General features: G+C 69.0%; 15 protein-coding genes. 8 read left to right on the top strand and 7 right to left on the bottom strand.

Annotation, left to right across the window (positions count from 1 at the left end; genetic code table 11):
• Window positions 1-13: 13 nt before the first annotated feature.
• The 4 genes from ACIBLA_RS33280 to ACIBLA_RS33265 all read right to left on the bottom strand — a co-directional run bounded on the left by ACIBLA_RS33280 (window position 14) and on the right by ACIBLA_RS33265 (window position 4,040).
• Window positions 14-1,171, bottom strand: coding sequence for a hypothetical protein (locus tag ACIBLA_RS33280; protein WP_363242460.1), 1,158 nt, complete (start codon window positions 1,169-1,171; stop codon window positions 14-16).
• Window positions 1,153-1,881, bottom strand: coding sequence for an ATP-binding cassette domain-containing protein (locus ACIBLA_RS33275; RefSeq protein ID WP_363242459.1), 729 nt, complete (start codon window positions 1,879-1,881; stop codon window positions 1,153-1,155). Before ACIBLA_RS33275 ends, ACIBLA_RS33280 begins: the two co-directional genes overlap by 19 nt.
• Window positions 1,882-2,163: 282 nt before the next feature.
• Window positions 2,164-3,543: an aspartate aminotransferase family protein gene (locus ACIBLA_RS33270; protein ID WP_363242458.1), complete on the bottom strand. Its 1,380-nt coding sequence runs from the start codon at window positions 3,541-3,543 to the stop codon at window positions 2,164-2,166.
• The gene (locus tag ACIBLA_RS33265; RefSeq protein ID WP_399200789.1) at window positions 3,528-4,040 is read right to left on the bottom strand and encodes an Lrp/AsnC family transcriptional regulator; all 513 of its coding nucleotides are present in this window, start codon (window positions 4,038-4,040) and stop codon (window positions 3,528-3,530) included. Before ACIBLA_RS33265 ends, ACIBLA_RS33270 begins: the two co-directional genes overlap by 16 nt.
• Before the next feature lie 176 nt (window positions 4,041-4,216).
• On the opposite strand from ACIBLA_RS33265, the gene ACIBLA_RS33260 reads away from it, so the two are divergent.
• On the top strand, window positions 4,217-5,665 hold the full coding sequence (locus ACIBLA_RS33260; RefSeq protein WP_363242563.1) for a gamma-aminobutyraldehyde dehydrogenase: 1,449 nt from the start codon (window positions 4,217-4,219) through the stop codon (window positions 5,663-5,665).
• A gap of 589 nt (window positions 5,666-6,254) precedes the next feature.
• Here ACIBLA_RS33260 and ACIBLA_RS33255 read toward each other — a convergent pair.
• Window positions 6,255-7,004, bottom strand: coding sequence for a glycerophosphodiester phosphodiesterase (locus tag ACIBLA_RS33255; RefSeq protein WP_399200788.1), 750 nt, complete (start codon window positions 7,002-7,004; stop codon window positions 6,255-6,257).
• Complete coding sequence (locus ACIBLA_RS33250) at window positions 7,001-8,026, bottom strand: adenosine deaminase (protein WP_363246337.1); 1,026 nt, start codon at window positions 8,024-8,026, stop codon at window positions 7,001-7,003. Before ACIBLA_RS33250 ends, ACIBLA_RS33255 begins: the two co-directional genes overlap by 4 nt.
• Window positions 8,027-8,187: 161 nt before the next feature.
• Between ACIBLA_RS33250 and ACIBLA_RS33245 the strand changes: the two genes are divergently transcribed.
• The gene (locus ACIBLA_RS33245; RefSeq protein WP_363246338.1) at window positions 8,188-8,904 is read left to right on the top strand and encodes a DUF4190 domain-containing protein; all 717 of its coding nucleotides are present in this window, start codon (window positions 8,188-8,190) and stop codon (window positions 8,902-8,904) included.
• 52 nt (window positions 8,905-8,956) lie between these two features.
• Here ACIBLA_RS33245 and ACIBLA_RS33240 read toward each other — a convergent pair whose 3' ends face one another.
• Window positions 8,957-9,517: an NADAR family protein gene (locus ACIBLA_RS33240; RefSeq protein WP_399200803.1), complete on the bottom strand. Its 561-nt coding sequence runs from the start codon at window positions 9,515-9,517 to the stop codon at window positions 8,957-8,959.
• A 233-nt stretch (window positions 9,518-9,750) separates the two neighbouring features.
• Here ACIBLA_RS33240 and ACIBLA_RS33235 point away from each other — a divergent pair, with 233 nt between their 5' ends.
• The 6 genes from ACIBLA_RS33235 to ACIBLA_RS33210 all read left to right on the top strand — a co-directional run bounded on the left by ACIBLA_RS33235 (window position 9,751) and on the right by ACIBLA_RS33210 (window position 16,973).
• Window positions 9,751-11,271: a gamma-aminobutyraldehyde dehydrogenase gene (locus ACIBLA_RS33235; protein WP_363246339.1), complete on the top strand. Its 1,521-nt coding sequence runs from the start codon at window positions 9,751-9,753 to the stop codon at window positions 11,269-11,271.
• A 39-nt stretch (window positions 11,272-11,310) separates the two neighbouring features.
• Window positions 11,311-12,558 carry a spermidine/putrescine ABC transporter substrate-binding protein gene (locus tag ACIBLA_RS33230; RefSeq protein WP_363246341.1) on the top strand — a complete coding sequence of 416 codons (1,248 nt, stop codon included), beginning with the start codon at window positions 11,311-11,313 and terminating at the stop codon, window positions 12,556-12,558.
• Window positions 12,559-12,639: 81 nt separating this feature from the next.
• A complete protein-coding gene (locus tag ACIBLA_RS33225; protein ID WP_399200787.1) occupies window positions 12,640-13,806 on the top strand; it encodes an ABC transporter ATP-binding protein in 1,167 nt (388 codons plus the stop codon).
• Window positions 13,803-14,738: an ABC transporter permease gene (locus ACIBLA_RS33220; RefSeq protein ID WP_399200786.1), complete on the top strand. Its 936-nt coding sequence runs from the start codon at window positions 13,803-13,805 to the stop codon at window positions 14,736-14,738. The genes ACIBLA_RS33225 and ACIBLA_RS33220 overlap by 4 nt, the downstream gene beginning before the upstream one ends.
• Complete coding sequence (locus ACIBLA_RS33215; protein WP_363246344.1) at window positions 14,738-15,532, top strand: ABC transporter permease; 795 nt, start codon at window positions 14,738-14,740, stop codon at window positions 15,530-15,532. The genes ACIBLA_RS33220 and ACIBLA_RS33215 overlap by 1 nt, the downstream gene beginning before the upstream one ends.
• A 25-nt stretch (window positions 15,533-15,557) precedes the next feature.
• On the top strand, window positions 15,558-16,973 hold the full coding sequence (locus ACIBLA_RS33210; RefSeq protein ID WP_399200785.1) for an NAD(P)/FAD-dependent oxidoreductase: 1,416 nt from the start codon (window positions 15,558-15,560) through the stop codon (window positions 16,971-16,973).
• The last annotated feature ends 19 nt before the right edge of the window (window positions 16,974-16,992 follow it).

Genomic DNA, 16,992 nt, shown 5'->3' with positions numbered 1-16,992 from the left:
CGGGCGAACCGGCTCAGCCGGTGAGCGGTACGGCGGCCAGCGCGGCGATCAACCACGTCAGCGTTCCGAACACGGCCAGCAGCGCACCCGCCCGCAGCGCCGCCGCGGTACGCAGAAGCCCTACTGGCGCGCCGACGCGTACCAACGCCGCCGTCGTGTCGGTGCGGGCGTGCTTGGCCTCCAGGGCCGCCGTCAGCAGCGTCGCGACGGTGCAGCCCACGATGAGCGTGGCGCCGAGGCCGGTGAGCGGCCCGAAAGGACGCGGGTCGCCGGGGCCGTACAACGCCGCGGCGGCGAATCCGCCGGAGACGACGGCGCAGACCACGCCCAGCGGGCGGCCGATCCGTACCGCCTCCTCCATGAGGACGCGCCCCGCGAGCAGCCGGGTCGCGCCCGGGCGCAGCATCTGGAGGAGTCGGCCGCAGAGGTGCGCGATGCCGGGGCCCGCCAGGGCCAGACCGAGCGCGGTCAGCGACCAGCCGGCCAGGACACCGGCCGGGCTGCCCTCGAAACGTCCCGGCAGCGGCAGCGGTGCCCCCGAGCCGCCCCGGCTCGCGTAGGTCTCGACAGCGAGCCCGGCCGCGGTGAGCGCCACGCCCCAAGGCAGCCCCGACGGGGCGGGCTTGGGCGTCGCGGGCGCCTCCGGATCGCTGGAGTCGACGGGCCCCGTCCTGCGCGGACGCAGGGCGAGGCCGGTGGCCACGGTGGCGAGGAGTGGTACGACGGCGAGCAGGGTGAGCGCGGCGGCCAGCGGCAGGGGCTGTCCGGCGCCGAGGAGATCCTGCGCGGCTCCGTCGAAGGGCAGCCCCGTGAGGTCACCGCGCAGATGAAGGAAGAACAACAGCGCCACCACGCTGCCGAGCGTGCAGGACAGGGCGGTCGACGTGGCGGCCAGGGCGGTCAGCCGCCCCCTGCCGAGGCCCACCGCCGAGAGACCCGGGCGCGGCCGTGTGCTCGGATCCGTACGCGCCACGGCGACGGCGAACTGCACCGTCGCGGCGAGCGGGAGCACGCACCACAGCAGGCGCAGCAGCGATCCGTCAGGGTGGTTCATGGCCCAGCCGAGCGTGCACAGCAGGAGAAAGCCGACGCCCCCCGACGCCGCGGCGACGAGCAGTCTGCGCAGCAGGACGAGGGGGTGGCTGCCGCGGGCTAGACGGAGAGCGAGCACGCTGCCTGGCCTTCCGCCTCGGCCGGCCTGAGGGCGCCCACACGGCGGCCGTCGACCAGTACAACGGTGCGGTCGGCGAGGGTCGAGACCTCCTCGTCAAGGGTGGCGAGTACGACGGTGATGCGGTGCGAGCGTGCCGCGGTCGTCAACGTGCGCAGGACCTGTGCGCGTTCGGCGGCGTACAGCGGCGCCGTCGGTTCGTCGGCGAAGAGTACGGCGGGCGTGCTGACCAGGGCGCGGGCGACGGCGACGCGCTGGCGCTGCGACTGCAGCAGGGCGTGCGGACGCCTGCGGGCGCACATGCCGACATCGAGGCGTTCCAGCCATTCCACGGCCGCGGCTTTCGCCGCACGGCGTGAGGAGCCGCGCAGCAGCAGCGGCAGGGCGGCGTTCTCCCATGCGTTGAGCTCCGGGACCAGGACCGGATCGGAGTCGATCCAGCCGAAACGGTCGCGCCGGAGCCGATCACGGAGCATCGGCGGCATTGTGTGGACGGCGGTGCTGTTGAACCAGACTTCGCCCTCCTCCGGGACGAGCTGGCCCGAGAGGCAACGCAGCAGGGTCGTCTTGCCGCTGCCGCGCGCGCCGCTGATGGCGACGATCTCGCCTTCGCGCACACCGAGGGAGACGCCACTGAGCGCGGGCGAGCCGTTGTGCGAGTGGTGCAGGGAACGCGCCCACAGCACGTCGTTGTCCGGCGGGGCAACCATGACGTACACCTCGGTTCGGATCGGGCTCGGTTCAGAGCTGACGTACCCCGCCCCGTCCGGGGGAACAGAGGCGAAGCCGATCGGTCAATGCACCGTAGAGATCGATAACGAGGTGTGCGGACAGCACGCGGCCCGGATGCGCCCCTTTGCACTCGAACGGGGGCACCCGGGCCGTGACGCGGATGGTGGCGCGGGGCGGGGGCTACACGGCGGGGCCACGGGGCGGTGTACGTCGCCCCGTACGTGCCGTTCGCCGCCCCGTAACCTCGTACGCCGCAGTGATCAGAGCTTTGTCCAAGCCTCGGTCAGGACGGTGCGCAGGATCTGCTCGATCTCGTCGAACGTCGACTGTTCGGAGATCAGCGGTGGTGCCAGCTGCACGACCGGGTCACCGCGGTCGTCGGCGCGGCAGTACAGCCCGTTGTCGTACAGAGCCTTGGAGAGGAAGCCGTACAGGACGCGCTCCGTCTCCTCGTCCGTGAACGACTCCTTGGTGGCCTTGTCCTTGACCAGTTCGATGCCGTAGAAGAAGCCGTTGCCCCGTACGTCGCCGACTATCGGCAGGTCGTGGAGCTTGCGCAGCGTTGAGAAGAAGGCGTCCTCGTTGTCCAGCACATGCTGGTTGAGGCCCTCGCGCTCGAAGATGTCGAGGTTGGCGAGGCCGACGGCGGCCGAGACGGGGTGGCCGCCGAAGGTGTAGCCGTGCAGGAAGGTGTTGTTACCTTCGTAGAAGGGCTCGGCGAGACGGTCGGAGACGATGCAGGCGCCGATCGGGGAGTAGCCCGACGTCATGCCCTTGGCGCAGGTGATCATGTCCGGCACGTAGCCGAACTTGTCGCAGGCGAACATCGTGCCGAGCCGGCCGAAGGCGCAGATGACCTCGTCCGAGACGAGCAGAACGTCGTACTGGTCGCAGATCTCGCGGACCCGCTGGAAGTAGCCGGGCGGGGGCGGGAAACAGCCGCCCGCGTTCTGCACCGGCTCCAGGAAGACCGCGGCGACCGTGTCCGGGCCCTCGAAGAGGATCTGTTGCTCGATCTGGTCGGCGGCCCAGCGGCCGAAGGCCTGCGGGTCGTCGCCGTGGAGCGGGGCGCGGTAGATGTTGGTGTTCGCCACCTTGTGCGCGCCGGGCACCAGCGGCTCGAACGGGGCCTTGAGAGCGGGCAGTCCGGTGATGGACAGCGCCCCCTGCGGCGTGCCGTGATAGGCGACGGCGCGCGAGATGACCTTGTACTTGGTGGGCTTGCCCGTCAGCTTGAAGTACTGCTTGGCGAGCTTCCAGGCGGTCTCTACCGCCTCGCCGCCGCCGGTGGTGAAGAAGACCTTGTTGAGGTCCCCGGGCGCGTAGTTGGCCAGCCGCTCCGCCAGCTCGACCGCCTTCGGGTGGGCGTAGGACCACACGGGGAAGAAGGCGAGTTCCTGAGCCTGCTTGTAGGCGGTCTCGGCCAACTCGTGGCGGCCGTGGCCCGCGTTGACCACGAACAGGCCGGAGAGGCCGTCCAGGTAACGCTTGCCCTGGTCGTCGTAGATGTGGGTGCCCTCACCACGCACGATGGTGGGCACGGGTGCGTTCTCGTACGACGACATGCGGGTGAAATGCATCCACAGGTGGTCGTAAGCGGTTTTGGAGAGGTCCTTGCTCACGGCTATCGGGTTCCCCACATGTAGGTCTGCTTCTTCAACTTGAGGTAGACGAAGCTCTCGGTGGAGCGCACGCCGGGGAGCGCGCGGATCCGTCTGTTGATGACGTCCAGCAGGTGGTCGTCGTCCTCGCAGACGATCTCCACCATCAGGTCGAAGGAGCCCGCGGTCACCACCACGTACTCGCACTCGGCCATGTCCGTCAGCGCGTCGGCCACGGAGTCGAGGTCGCCCTCGACGTTGATGCCGACCATCGCCTGGCGCCGGAAACCGACAGTCAGCGGGTCGGTCACGGCCACGATCTGCATGACCCCCTGGTCGAGCAGCTTCTGGACGCGCTGGCGTACGGCCGCCTCGGAGAGGCCCACGGCCTTGCCGATCGCGGCGTACGGCCGTCGGCCGTCCTCCTGAAGCTGTTCGATGATCGCGAGGGACACGGCGTCGATCGTCGGCGACGATCCGTTTCCGTGCCCGTTCCTGGAGTCTGCGCTACGACTGGCCACCCGTTCACTGTGCACCGCGACTCGTCTGTCTTGCAACCCCGAAGCGATGAAATTCGTTGCGAGAGGGTTGGAATATGACTGAATCCGAAGTTGGGAGGGGGTAGGTCTGTCGAAAGCGTCGGAGGAGCGCTTAAGGTGGGTGTCTCACCCATCGGACACATCCGGCATGACTTCTGTAAGGAGGGGTGGCAGTGACCACCGAGCTGCGCCGTCTGCGTAACTACATCAACGGGGAGTTCCGGGACGCCGCCGACGGGCGGACCATCGAGGTGGTCAACCCGGCCACGGGCGAGGCCTACGCCACGTCCCCGCTTTCCGGCCAGGCCGACGTCGACGCCGCCATGGAGGCGGCAGCCGCGGCGTTCCCGGCCTGGCGCGACACCACTCCGGCCGAGCGCCAGAAGGTGATGCTCAAGATCGCGGACGCGTTCGAGGAGCGCGCCGAGGACCTGATCGCCGCCGAGTCGGAGAACACCGGCAAGCCGCTTGAACTCACCCGCACCGAAGAAATCCCGCCGATGGTGGACCAGATCCGGTTCTTCGCGGGTGCGGCGCGGATGCTCGAAGGCCGCTCGGCGGGCGAGTACATGGACGGTTTCACCTCGATCGTGCGGCGTGAGCCGGTGGGCGTCTGCGCGCAGGTCGCGCCGTGGAACTACCCGATGATGATGGCCGTGTGGAAGTTCGCCCCGGCGCTCGCGGCGGGCAACACCGTCGTACTGAAGCCGTCGGACACCACTCCCGCTTCAACGCTGCTGATGGCGGAGATCATCGGCGCGATCGCGCCCAAGGGTGTCTTCAACGTGATCTGCGGCGACCGCGACAGCGGGCGCACCATGGTCGAGCACGCGACTCCGGCGATGGTCTCGATCACCGGCTCCGTACGGGCCGGGATGCAGGTCGCCGAGTCCGCCTCCAGGGACGTCAAGCGCGTGCATCTGGAGCTGGGGGGCAAGGCGCCCGTCGTGGTCTTCGACGACCTCGACAGCGAGGCGATCGCCAAGGCCGTCGAGGACATCTCGGTGGCCGGCTTCTTCAACGCCGGGCAGGACTGTACGGCGGCGTGCCGCGTCCTGGTGCACGAGTCGATCCACGACGAGTTCGTGACCGCGCTGGCCAAGGCCGCAGCCGAGACCAGGACGGGGGGTCCGGACGACGAGGACGTGCTGTACGGGCCGCTGAACAACGCCAACCAGCTGAAGCACGTCTCGGGCTTCATCGAGCGGCTGCCGGCCCATGCGAAGGTCGAGGCGGGCGGTCACCGGGTCGGCGACAAGGGGTACTTCTACGCGCCGACCGTCGTCTCGGGCCTCAAGCAGGACGACGAGATCATCCAGAACGAGGTGTTCGGGCCCGTCATCACGGTCCAGTCGTTCACGGACGAGGCGCAGGCGCTGTCGTACGCGAACGGGGTCGAGTTCGCCCTCGCCTCCTCGGTGTGGACGAAGGACCACGGGCGTGCGATGCGCATGTCCCGGAACCTGGACTTCGGCTGCGTGTGGATCAACACGCACATCCCGCTGGTGGCCGAGATGCCGCACGGCGGCTTCAAGAAGTCGGGCTACGGCAAGGACCTGTCGGCGTACGGCTTCGACGACTACACGCGGATCAAGCACGTGATGACGTCGCTCGACGCGTGAGGTACGCGCCGCGGCGTCGCGGGTGGCGGTGATGGGCGGGCGTGATCGGCGGCGGGTCGTCATCTGATCGACGCGTGGTCGCCGCCGCGTCGCGATCGACCGCAATCGGTCGTCAACTCGCCAACTGGCCACTTACGTTGCCTGAGTTGCTTCACTTTGGGCGGGGCGCGGACACGTAGTGTGTCCGCGCCCCGCCCCGTTTGTCGTGATGCGCGTCCGAGGCGGCGGAGACGTGACGGTGATACGCGTTGCGGCGACCGGCAGCCCCCGTGGGGTGCAAGGGCTGCCGTCGAGCTGGGTGCGTTCGCCGTGGCCCTGGGGGTGATGGCCATGTTCGTCGGTTCCGCCGCCGACGCGGGGCACCGTACGGGGCCGGGGTGCTGAAGCCCTGCGGGTATGCGACGTCGCGATGGGACCTGCCGGGGCAGCGGGCCCTACCGCTGTCTCTCACGCCGTCGCGCTCAGCGTCGCCGTGGCCGCTGAACTCCGGCCCAGTTCTCGGCGGTTGGGGCGAGCGGCCTGCGGCCCATTGGATCGCCGGAGGCCCGCCCCGCCACTGCTCCGCTCTGCCTTCCCTGCGCCTGACGCCCTACGCGTCTGCGCTGCCCGGTCGGCCGGCGCGGAGCAGTTTCGCGAGTGTGTCGACGCGGTTGGTGGTGATTGAGTCGACGCCCGCTCCGACCAGGCGTCGCATGCTCCGTCCCGTATCGGCCGTCCAGGCGGAGACCAGCAGGCCGTCACGGTGGACCCGCTCCGTCAGCTCCCGACTCACCAGGCCGAAGCGGTAGTTGAGCCAGCGGGGCCGTACCGCTTCGAGCAACGCGGGGCGCGGCGGCGCCAACGACTGCCACGTCATGGCGATTTCGGCGCCCGGATCGGCGGCGCGTACGGCGAGCATCGCGTCGGCGCCCGCGCAGTAGTACACGCGCTCCGCGGCGCCGCACTCGCGCACCGCCCCGAGGATCGTGCGCACCGACTCGGGGGTGGCGCCCGGCAGGTCGATCATGAGGCGCGCGTCTGCCACCGGCCCCGGCGCCAGGAGCAGCTCCCGGAGCGTCGGCACGCCGCCCCGTGTCAAGGCGCTCAGCTCTTCGTGGCTGACGTCCGCTACCGGCCGGTCATGTCCCCAGAGCCGCTTCAGCGAGGCGTCATGCAGCAGCACCGGCACCCCGTCCCGCGTGACGCGTACGTCGATCTCCACGGCGTCGGCGCCCCGTTCCAAGGCGGAGCGCACCGAGGGGAGGGTGTTCTCACGCACGCGGTACGGATCGCCTCGGTGCCCCACGGCCACGACGGCGCGCAGCGAAGCGTCGCCGACGGCGCCCTCTGCGGCTGTCACTTGGCGAGCCACTGGGCCGTGTACGTGTCGATCTCGGCGTTCAGCCGGTCCTTGCCCGCCCGGTCGAGGAACGACGCCTCGACGGCGCCCTTAGCCAGCCCGGCCACCCCCTGCTCGTCCAACTCCAGCAGCCGTGCCGCGACCCCGTACTCGTTGTTGAGGTCTGTTCCGAACATGGGCGGGTCGTCGCTGTTGACCGTCACGAGCACGCCCGCGGACACGAGCGTCCTGATCGGGTGCAACTCCATGTCGGTGACGGCCCGCGTGGCGATGTTGGAGGTGGGGCAGACCTCCAGCGGGATGCGATGTTCGGCGAGGTACGCCATCAACTCCGCGTCCTGGGCGGAGCTGATGCCGTGACCGATCCGTTCGGCGCTCAGGTCCTTCAGCGCGTCCCACACCGTGCCGGGCCCCGTCGTCTCACCCGCGTGCGGCACGGAGTGCAGCCCTTCGGCGATCGCCCGGTCGAAGTGGGGCTTGAACCGAGGCCGCGGCACGCCGATCTCGGGGCCCCCGAGACCGAAGGACACCAGACCCTCGGGGCGGAGGTCGACCGCCAGCCGCAGCGTCTCGTCCGCGGCCTCCGGACCGGCCTCGCCCGGAATGTCGAAGCACCACCGCAGTACGACGCCGAACTCGGCCTCGGCCGACTTGCGGGCGTCCTCTATGGCCTCCATGAAGGCCACTTCGGGGATGCCCCGTCGGGTCGAGCTGAAGGGGGTGACCGTCAACTCGGCGTAGCGGATGTTCTGCCGGGCCATGTCGCGGGCGATCTCGAACGTCAGCAGCCGGATGTCCTCCGGGGTGCACAGCAGATCCACGACGGACAGGTAGACGTCGATGAAGTGCGCGAAATCGGTGAAGGTGAAGTAGTCGGCCAGCGCTTCGGGGTCGGTCGGCACCTTGGAGCCCGGGTGCCTGGCCGCCAGTTCGGACACGATACGGGGCGACGCCGAGCCGACGTGATGGACATGCAGCTCCGCCTTGGGCAGCCCTGCGATGAAGGGGTGAAGGTCGGTCATCGGGTCCTCCGCTTGCTGAGCGGCGGCGGAATGGGTGTCGCCGTCCGCCGGGCAGGACGTCCCCCTGCCCCGGGCTTTACCGGACAGGGATCATCGTAGGCGGGGCGGAGGGAGCGCCCGGCAGAGGCCTTAGCATGACGGAATCACGATGGGGGAGGACCATGTCAGACAGCAGCGCTCAGCCGCCGGGCGCCCACGAGCCGAACGATCCCTGGGCGCCGCCGGAGCGCGCGGTGCCGTTGGACAAGCCGGCGCAGGCGCCGCCGGTCCAGGACCAGCCGCCGGTCGGGCACGTTCACAACCTGCCGACCGTCACCTCGATGCCCGGTGTGGAGCCGGGGTCGGGCGGTTCCCCCTACGGTGCCGGGCCGGCCTCCGGAGCCGTACCGCCGCCGCCGATAGCCCCCGGAGGACCGGCCCCCACGACTTCCGGTCCGTACGGCTATCCGGGCACGCCCGCCGGCTCCGCGTACCCCGGCGCGTCGTATCCCGGCTACCAGGGGTATCCGGGCTATCCGGGATACGGCCAGGGCGGCTGGCAGCCCGCTCCGGCGAACGGCATGGGCGTCGCCGCGATGACGCTCGGCATTCTCTCCATCTGTCTGTTCTGCCTGTACGGCGTCGTCGGCATCGTCCTCGGCATCCTCGCCGTGATCTTCGGCGTCGTCGGTAGGAAGCGCGCCGAACGGGGTGAGGCCACCAACAGCGGTCAGGCCCTCTCAGGGATCATCATGGGCACCATCGGGATTGTCATCGGGGCGGTCGTCATCGGTCTGATCGTCTGGGGCATCACCGACGCGATCAACAACGACAACAGTGACTACGACAGCGGCACCGACGACTACTCCGCCATGCTCCTCGTGGACACCCGCCACTGATCCCGCCGAAGGCCCGCCCGGCAGCCCGCCTGGTCGGCGGACGGGCGTGGTGTCAGGCGCTCGCCGCCTCCGCGCGGAGCCGTTCACGCGCTTCCATGAGAGCGAATCCGAGCAGATTCAGCCCTCGCCAGTGCGCAGGATCCTGCGCCCGTTCGTCGTCCGCCGCCAGCCCGATGCCCCATATCCGGTCCGTCGGGCTCGCCTCGACGAGCACCCGGTCACCGGTTCCCAGAAGATAGTCGCGCAGCCGGTCGTCCTGCCGGAACTTGTGGACGCTGCCCTCCACGACGATGCCGGACCGCTCGCGCTCCCATACGGTCTCGTCGAATCCTCGCACCAGCCGCCCGGCCTTCTTGGCCAGCGCCGGACCTGACGCGGTCAGAGCCGACCGCTCGGCCTCCGCGTCGTGGAAAAGGCGGGCTTTGGCGGCCATCATCCAGTGCTCCGCCGTCGCGTATTCGACCCCGTCGACGGTGAACGGTGACTGCCACCACTGGCTGAGGCAGCTTGCTCCGACTACGCCGTCCCGCCGCGGGGTGTGCCCCCAGAAGTACAGATACTTGAGCTTCGCACCGCGCCCCGTACGGTCGATCAGCTCGGCAACCGTGATCATCCCCATGCCAAGTGAGTCTGCCAGCGACCACTGACAGTCCGTAAGCCGATCAAGGGGTAAGAGCGACACATGGTCAACCGATTCCGTCGCGTAACCAAAAGGCAACAACGGAATCACTTGTTGGACGCCCACTGCTCTGTCAGTATCGGCACTCAATTCAAGCCAGAACAACTCAGAAGAACAATGACGGCTTCGGGTCAACCGCGGCGACAGCCGGAAACACGGAGGGCGCCATGGGCAACCGCTTCCCCGCGCGGGACCGCTTCGCGGACGGTGCGCAGTTCATCGACGGTCGGCTGCGTCCCGGCACCTCGGGCCGTACGCACACCGTGGTCGACCCGGCGACGGGCGAGGAACTGCTCACGTACGAACTGGCGGGAGCGGACGATGTCGACGCCGCCGTGGCCGCCGCGCTCGCGGCGTATCCGGGCTGGGCGGGCGCCACGCCGGGGGAGCGCTCGGACGCGCTGCACCGTTTCGCCGCCGTACTCGCCGAACGGGCCACGGAATTCGCCGAGGCCGAGTCGCTTCAGTGCGGAAAGCCGATCAAGCTGTCCACGGAGTTCGACGTTCCGGGGACCGTTGACAACGCCGCCTTCTTCGCCGGCGCCGCTCGTCATTTGGAGGGCGCGTCGGCGGGCGAGTACAGCGGCGACCACACCTCCTACGTACGCCGCGAACCGATCGGCGTCGTCGGCTCGATCGCCCCCTGGAACTATCCGCTCCAGATGGCCGCCTGGAAGATCCTCCCGGCGGTCGCCGCGGGCAACACGATCGTGCTGAAGCCGTCCGAGCTGACGCCGTTCACCTCGCTGATGTTCGCTCAGGCGGCACAGGAGGCGGGCATCCCCGACGGGGTGATCAACATCGTCAACGGGGCGGGTGTGGAAGCCGGCGAACACCTTGTAGGCCACCCCGACGTCGTCATGACCTCTTTCACCGGCTCCACCGCCGTCGGCAAGCGCGTCGCCGAGATCGCCACGTCCACCGTCAAGCGGCTGCATCTGGAACTCGGCGGCAAGGCCCCGTTCCTGGTCTTCGACGACGCGGACCTCGAAGCCGCCGTCCAGGGCGCCGTCGCGGGCGCACTCATCAACACGGGGCAGGACTGTACAGCCGCCACCCGCGCCTACGTCCAACGTCCGCTCTACGACGCCTTCGTGAGCGCCGTCGCGGCTCTGATGGAGACGGTGCGCCTCGGCGACCCGTTCGCCCCGTCGACCGACATGGGGCCGCTGATCTCGCACGCCCACCGCGACCGAGTCGCCGGCATCGTCGACCGGGCCCGTGGATACGCCCGCGTCGTCACCGGCGGCACCGCGCCGGACGGTGCCGGGCTCGCCGACGGCGCGTACTACCGCCCCACGCTCGTCGTGGACGCCGCCCAGGACAGCGAGATCGTCCAGTCGGAGATCTTCGGCCCCGTCCTGGTGGTGCTCCCCTTCGACTCCGATGACGAGGGCATCCGCCTCGCCAACGACACCCCGTACGGCCTCGCCGCGTCCGTCTGGAGCCGCGACGTGTACCGCACGGGGCGCGCCACTCGCGAGATCAAGGCCGGTTGTGTGTGGGTGAACGACCACATCCCGATCATCAGCGAGATGCCGCACGGCGGCTACAAGGCCAGTGGTTACGGAAAAGACATGTCGGCGTACTCGTTCGAGGAGTACACACAGGTCAAGCATGTGATGTACGACAACACCGCGGTCGCCAGGAAGGACTGGCACCGCACGATTTTCGGGGACCGTCACTAACTCGCCTCACCCCTCTCCTCTCCCGAAAGGGCACCGCCCATGGAGCAGTACGAGCCCGACCGTCTCTCCGCGGCCCAGATAGCCGCGACGCGTCGCAGCCTCCGCAACGGACGGGGCGCGCTCAGCCGCCGTTCGCTGCTGCGTGCCACCGGCGCGGGGGCGCTCACGATCGGAGGCGTGGCAGGCCTCGGCGCCTGCGGGATTCCGCCCGCGAAGGGGGAGAGCGGGGGCCCCGCGTCCACCGACCACTCGGCGAAGGAGAAGCGCGTCGTCTTCTCCAACTGGACCGAGTACATGGATGTCAGCGAGGACGAGAAGAGCTATCCCACCCTGGAGGCGTTCACGAGGCGCACCGGGATCCAGGTGAAGTACACGGCGGACATCAACGACAATGTCGAGTTCTTCGGCAAGATCCAGCCGCAGCTCGCGGCGGGCCAGGACACAGGGCGCGACCTCATCTGCGTCACCGACTGGCTCGCCGCCCGCATCATCCGGCTCGGCTGGGCGCAGAAGCTCGATCCAGCCAACTTGCCCCACGCGTTCGCGAATCTGTCCCAGCAGTTCCGTTCGCCGGACTGGGATCCGGGGCGCGCCTACACGTATCCGTGGACCGGGATCCCCTCCGTCATCGCCTACAACACGAAGGCGACGGGGGGCCGGAAGATCGAGTCGGTCTCGCAGCTGCTGGACGATCCGGACCTCAAGGGGCGGGTGTCGTTCCTCTCCGAGATGCGCGACTCCATCGGGCTGACCCTGCTCGACATGGGCAAGGACCCGGCGTCGTTCTCGGACGACGACTTCGACGGTGCCGTCGCCCGTATCCAGAAGGCCGTCGACAAGAAGCAGATCCGCCGCTTCACCGGCAACGACTACACGGCGGACCTCAGCAAGGGCGACATCGCGGCGTGCATCGCGTGGGCCGGTGACATCGTGCAGCTCCAGGCCGACAACCCGGACGTCCAGTTCGCCATCCCGGATGCCGGCTACATGATCTCCAGCGACAATCTGCTGGTCCCGGCGAAGGCACGGCACAAGACCAACGCCGAGAAGCTCATCGACCACTACTACGAGCTTCCGATCGCCGCGCAGCTCGCGGCGTACATCAACTACGTCTGCCCCGTCGAAGGCGTCCGCTCGGAACTCGCGAAGATCGATAAATCGATGGCGTCCAACCCGCTGATCCTCCCGGACGCGGCGATGGCCTCGAAGTCCCATGCCTTCCGCTCGCTGAGCGGCAAGGAGGAGACGGCGTACGAGGAGAAGTTCGCCAAGCTCATCGGTGCCTAGGCCTAGCCGTGTCCCATTGAGCCCGTCCACAGGCCCCCTCCGCCCCGTCACTCCCCTCCCAAGCCCCCGGGATCGTTACTCATGACTGACACCGCATCCACCGACCGGGGCGGCGACGACGTCCGCCTCACCGGGATAAGCAAGTCGTACGGCTCCTTCCACGCCGTCAAACCCCTCGACCTCACCGTCCCCGAGGGCTCCTTCTTCGCGCTCCTCGGCGCCTCGGGCTGCGGCAAGACCACCACGCTGCGGATGATCGCCGGCCTGGAGGACCCCACGACCGGGTCGGTCTTCCTCGGTGCCAAGGACGTCACGGGACTGCCGCCGCACAAGCGCCCCGTCAACACCGTCTTTCAGAGTTACGCGCTCTTCCCGCACCTCGACATCTACGAGAACGTCGCCTTCGGCCTGCGCCGTCGCGGCATCAAGTCGGTGAAGAAGCAGGTCGGCGAGATGCTCGACCTCGTCCAGCTCGGCGACTTCGCGAAGCGCAAGCCGCACCAGCTCTCCGGCGGCCAGCAGCAGCGCGTCGCCGTGGCCCGCGCGCTCATCAACCATCCGAAGGTGCTGCTGCTCGACGAGCCCCTCGGCGCACTCGACCTCAAGTTGCGCCGCCAGATGCAGCTGGAGCTCAAGCGCATCCAGACGGAGGTCGGCATCACCTTCGTCCATGTCACGCACGACCAGGAGGAGGCCATGACGATGGCCGACGCGGTCGCCGTGATGAACGCGGGGAGGGTCGAGCAGTTGGGCGCGCCGGCGGAGCTGTACGAGAATCCTCAGACGACCTTTGTGGCCAACTTCCTCGGCACCTCCAACCTCATCGAGGCCGATGTCGCGGAGAAGACGGGCGACGAGGTGGTGGTGATGTCGGCGGGCGTGAAGCTGAGGCTGCCCGCCGACCGCTGTACGACGCAGGTCTCGAACGGCGGCCGGCTGCTCGTCGGCGTACGCCCCGAGAAGATCTCCCTGGCGCACGCGGACGACGAGGGTTCCGTCCCCGCGGGCCGTAACCGGATCACGGGGCGCATCGTCGACTCCAGCTTCATCGGCGTCTCGACGCAGTACGTCATCGACAGCCCCGTATGTGGGGAGTTGGAGGTGTACGCGCAGAACATCGAGCGCGACGGCCGGCTCGTTCCCGGGGCCGGGGTGGTCCTGCACTGGAACCCCGCGCACACCTTCGGACTCGACGCCGCCCAGGACATCGACGCGGGAGTCAAGACGGTGGACGAGGAGGGGGCGTGACCGCCACGGAAGCACCTCCGGCGCCACCCACACCACCGGTCACCGAAGCGGCAGTACGCAAGGTTCCGCACCGTAAACGCCTCGTCCCTTACTGGCTGCTGCTGCCCGGCATTCTGTGGCTCGTCGTGTTCTTCGCGCTGCCGATGGTCTACCAGGCGTCGACCTCTGTACAGACGGGCTCGCTGGAGGAGGGCTTCAAGGTCACCTGGCACTTCCAGACCTACTGGGACGCGCTCCAGGAGTACTACCCGCAGTTCGTGCGCTCGCTGCTGTACGCGGGCACCGCCACCGTCCTGTGTCTGCTGCTCGGCTACCCGCTGGCGTACCTCATCGCCTTCAAGGCCGGCCGCTGGCGCAACCTCCTGCTGGTGCTGGTCATCGCCCCGTTCTTCACGAGCTTCCTGATCCGTACGCTGGCCTGGAAGACGATCCTCGCGGACGACGGCACCGTGGTCGGGGTGTTGGACGCCCTTCGGGTGCTGGACGTGACCAGCTGGCTCGGCTGGACGGCCGACGACCGCGTCCTGGCCACGCCCATGGCCGTCGTCTGCGGCCTCACGTACAACTTCCTGCCGTTCATGATCCTGCCGCTCTACACCTCGCTGGAGCGCATCGACGGCCGGCTGCACGAGGCGGCCGGGGACCTCTACGCGAAGCCGGCGACGACCTTCCGCAAGGTCACCGTCCCGCTGTCCATGCCGGGCATCGTCTCCGGCACGCTGCTGACCTTCATCCCGGCGAGCGGTGACTACGTCAACGCGGAATTGCTGGGCTCCACCGACACCAAGATGGTCGGCAGCGTGATCCAGAGCCAGTTCCTGCGCGTGCTCGACTATCCGACGGCGGCGGCGCTCTCGTTCATCCTCATGGCGGTCGTTCTGGTCGTGGTCACCGTCTACATCCGCCGTTCAGGGACGGAGGACCTGGTCTGATGCGCTGGATCCGACGCAATGTGGTCGTCGTCGCGGGGCTGCTCACGCTCGCGTACATGATCGTGCCTAACCTCGTGGTGATGGTGTTCTCCTTCAACAAGCCGAAGGGGCGCTTCAACTACGCCTGGCAGACGTTCTCGCTCGATGCATGGAAGGACCCGTGCGGCGTCGCGGACCTCTGCGGGTCGCTGACGCTCTCGTTCCAGATCGCCGTCTGGGCGACGGTCGGGGCGACCGTCCTCGGCACCATGATCGCCTTCGCCCTGGTCCGCTACCGCTTCCGGGCGCGCGGCGCGATCAACTCGCTGATCTTCCTGCCGATGGCGATGCCCGAAGTCGTGATGGCCGCCTCGCTGCTGACTCTATTCCTGAACATGGGGGCGGAGTTGGGCTTCTGGACCGTCCTCATCGCGCACATCATGTTCTGCCTCAGCTTCGTCGTGACGGCCGTCAAGGCGCGGGTCATGTCCATGGATCCGAAGCTGGAGGAGGCGGCGCGCGATCTGTACGCGGGGCCGGTGCAGACTTTCGTACGGGTCACCCTGCCGATCGCCGCACCGGGGATCGCGGCGGGCGCGCTGCTCGCCTTCGCCCTCTCGTTCGACGACTTCATCATCACCAACTTCAACGCCGGCTCGTCCGTCACCTTCCCCATGTTCGTCTGGGGATCGGCGCAGCGCGGCACACCGGTGCAGATCAACGTCATCGGGACGGCGATGTTCGCCATCGCGGTACTGATGGTGATCGGCGGCCAGCTGGTCAGCAGCCGGCGCAAGAAGGCCGCAACACCCTGAGCGGAACCTGAAGGAGTTGGAAGACATGGCCCCTGGAGCCATGCGCACAGCAGCCGCCTCACTCGCCGACGCGCAGCCCGTCGCCTACTGGCTCGACGACCCCGGCAAGCCGGGCGCCGTGCCCGCCCTCGCGGGCGACGAACGCTGCGACCTGCTCGTCGTCGGCGGCGGCTACAGCGGCCTGTGGACCGCGCTCCTCGCCAAGGAGCGCGACCCGCGCCGCGATGTCGTCCTGGTCGAGGGCCGCGAGGTCGGCTGGGCCGCCTCCGGCCGTAACGGCGGCTTCTGCTCCGCCTCCCTCACTCACGGCCTCGCCAACGGTCTCAGCCGCTGGCCCGGTGAGCTGCGGGCACTTGAGGACCTCGGTGAGGGCAATCTCGACGGCATCGAGTCGGCCGTCGAGCGCTACGCCATCGACTGCGACTTCGAGCGCACCGGTGACATCACCGTGGCCACCGAGCCGCACCAGCTCGACGACCTTCGCCAGTTGTACGGCGAGGTGACCGCGGCCGGCTTCGGCGGTCTGGAACTCCTGGACGGCGAGGCGGTCCGCGCGGAGGTCGACTCACCGACGTTCCTGGGCGGCCTCTGGGACCGGCGCGGCGTCGCCATGCTGAACCCGGCCAGGCTGGCGTGGGGGCTGAAGCGGGCCTGTCTCGACCTCGGCGTACGGATCTACGAGAACACGCCCGGTCTCGAACTCGTCCGCTCCGGGTCCGGCATGGCCGTCCGCACGCCGTACGGGCGAGTCCTGGCCCGCCACGTCGCGCTCGGCACGAACGTCTTCCCGTCGCTGGTGCGGCGTGTGCGGCCGTACACGGTGCCCGTCTACGACTACGCCCTGACGACCGAGCCTCTTACGGAGGACCAACTCGGCGCGATCGGCTGGAAGAAGCGGCAGGGGCTCAGCGACGGCGCCAACCGGTTCCACTACTTCCGGATCACCGCGGACAACCGCGTCCTGTGGGGCGGCTACGACGCGATCTATCCGTACGGAGGGCGCCTCGACGCCGCCCTGGACCACCGCCCCGAGACGTATCTCAAGCTCGCCTCGCACTTCTTCCGGTGCTTCCCTCAGTTGGAGGGCCTGCGGTTCAGCCACGCGTGGGGCGGTGCCATCGACACCTGCTCGCGGTTCTCCGCCTTCTTCGGTACGGCGCACGGCGGGCGGGTCGCGTACGCCGCCGGGTACACCGGCCTCGGCGTGGGCGCGACCCGCTTCGGCGCCGACGTGATGCTCGATCTGCTCGCCGGGGAGCGTACGGGGCGTACGGAGCTGCGGATGGTCAGGACGAAGCCCGTGCCGTTCCCGCCGGAGCCGGCCGCCTGGGCCGGTATCGGGCTCACCAAGTGGTCGCTGGCCCGCGCGGACGTCAGGGGCGGGCGGCGGAATCTGTGGCTGAGGGCCATGGACCGGGTGGGGCTGGGCTTCGACAGCTGACCTCCGTAGGGAGGGTGCC

The organism is Streptomyces sp. NPDC050433, from assembly GCF_044458565.1.
In the GTDB taxonomy this organism is placed as follows: Bacteria; Actinomycetota; Actinomycetes; order Streptomycetales; family Streptomycetaceae; genus Streptomyces.
Note: the sequence above shows the minus strand (reverse complement) of the source record. Positions and strands in the feature narration are given on the sequence as shown.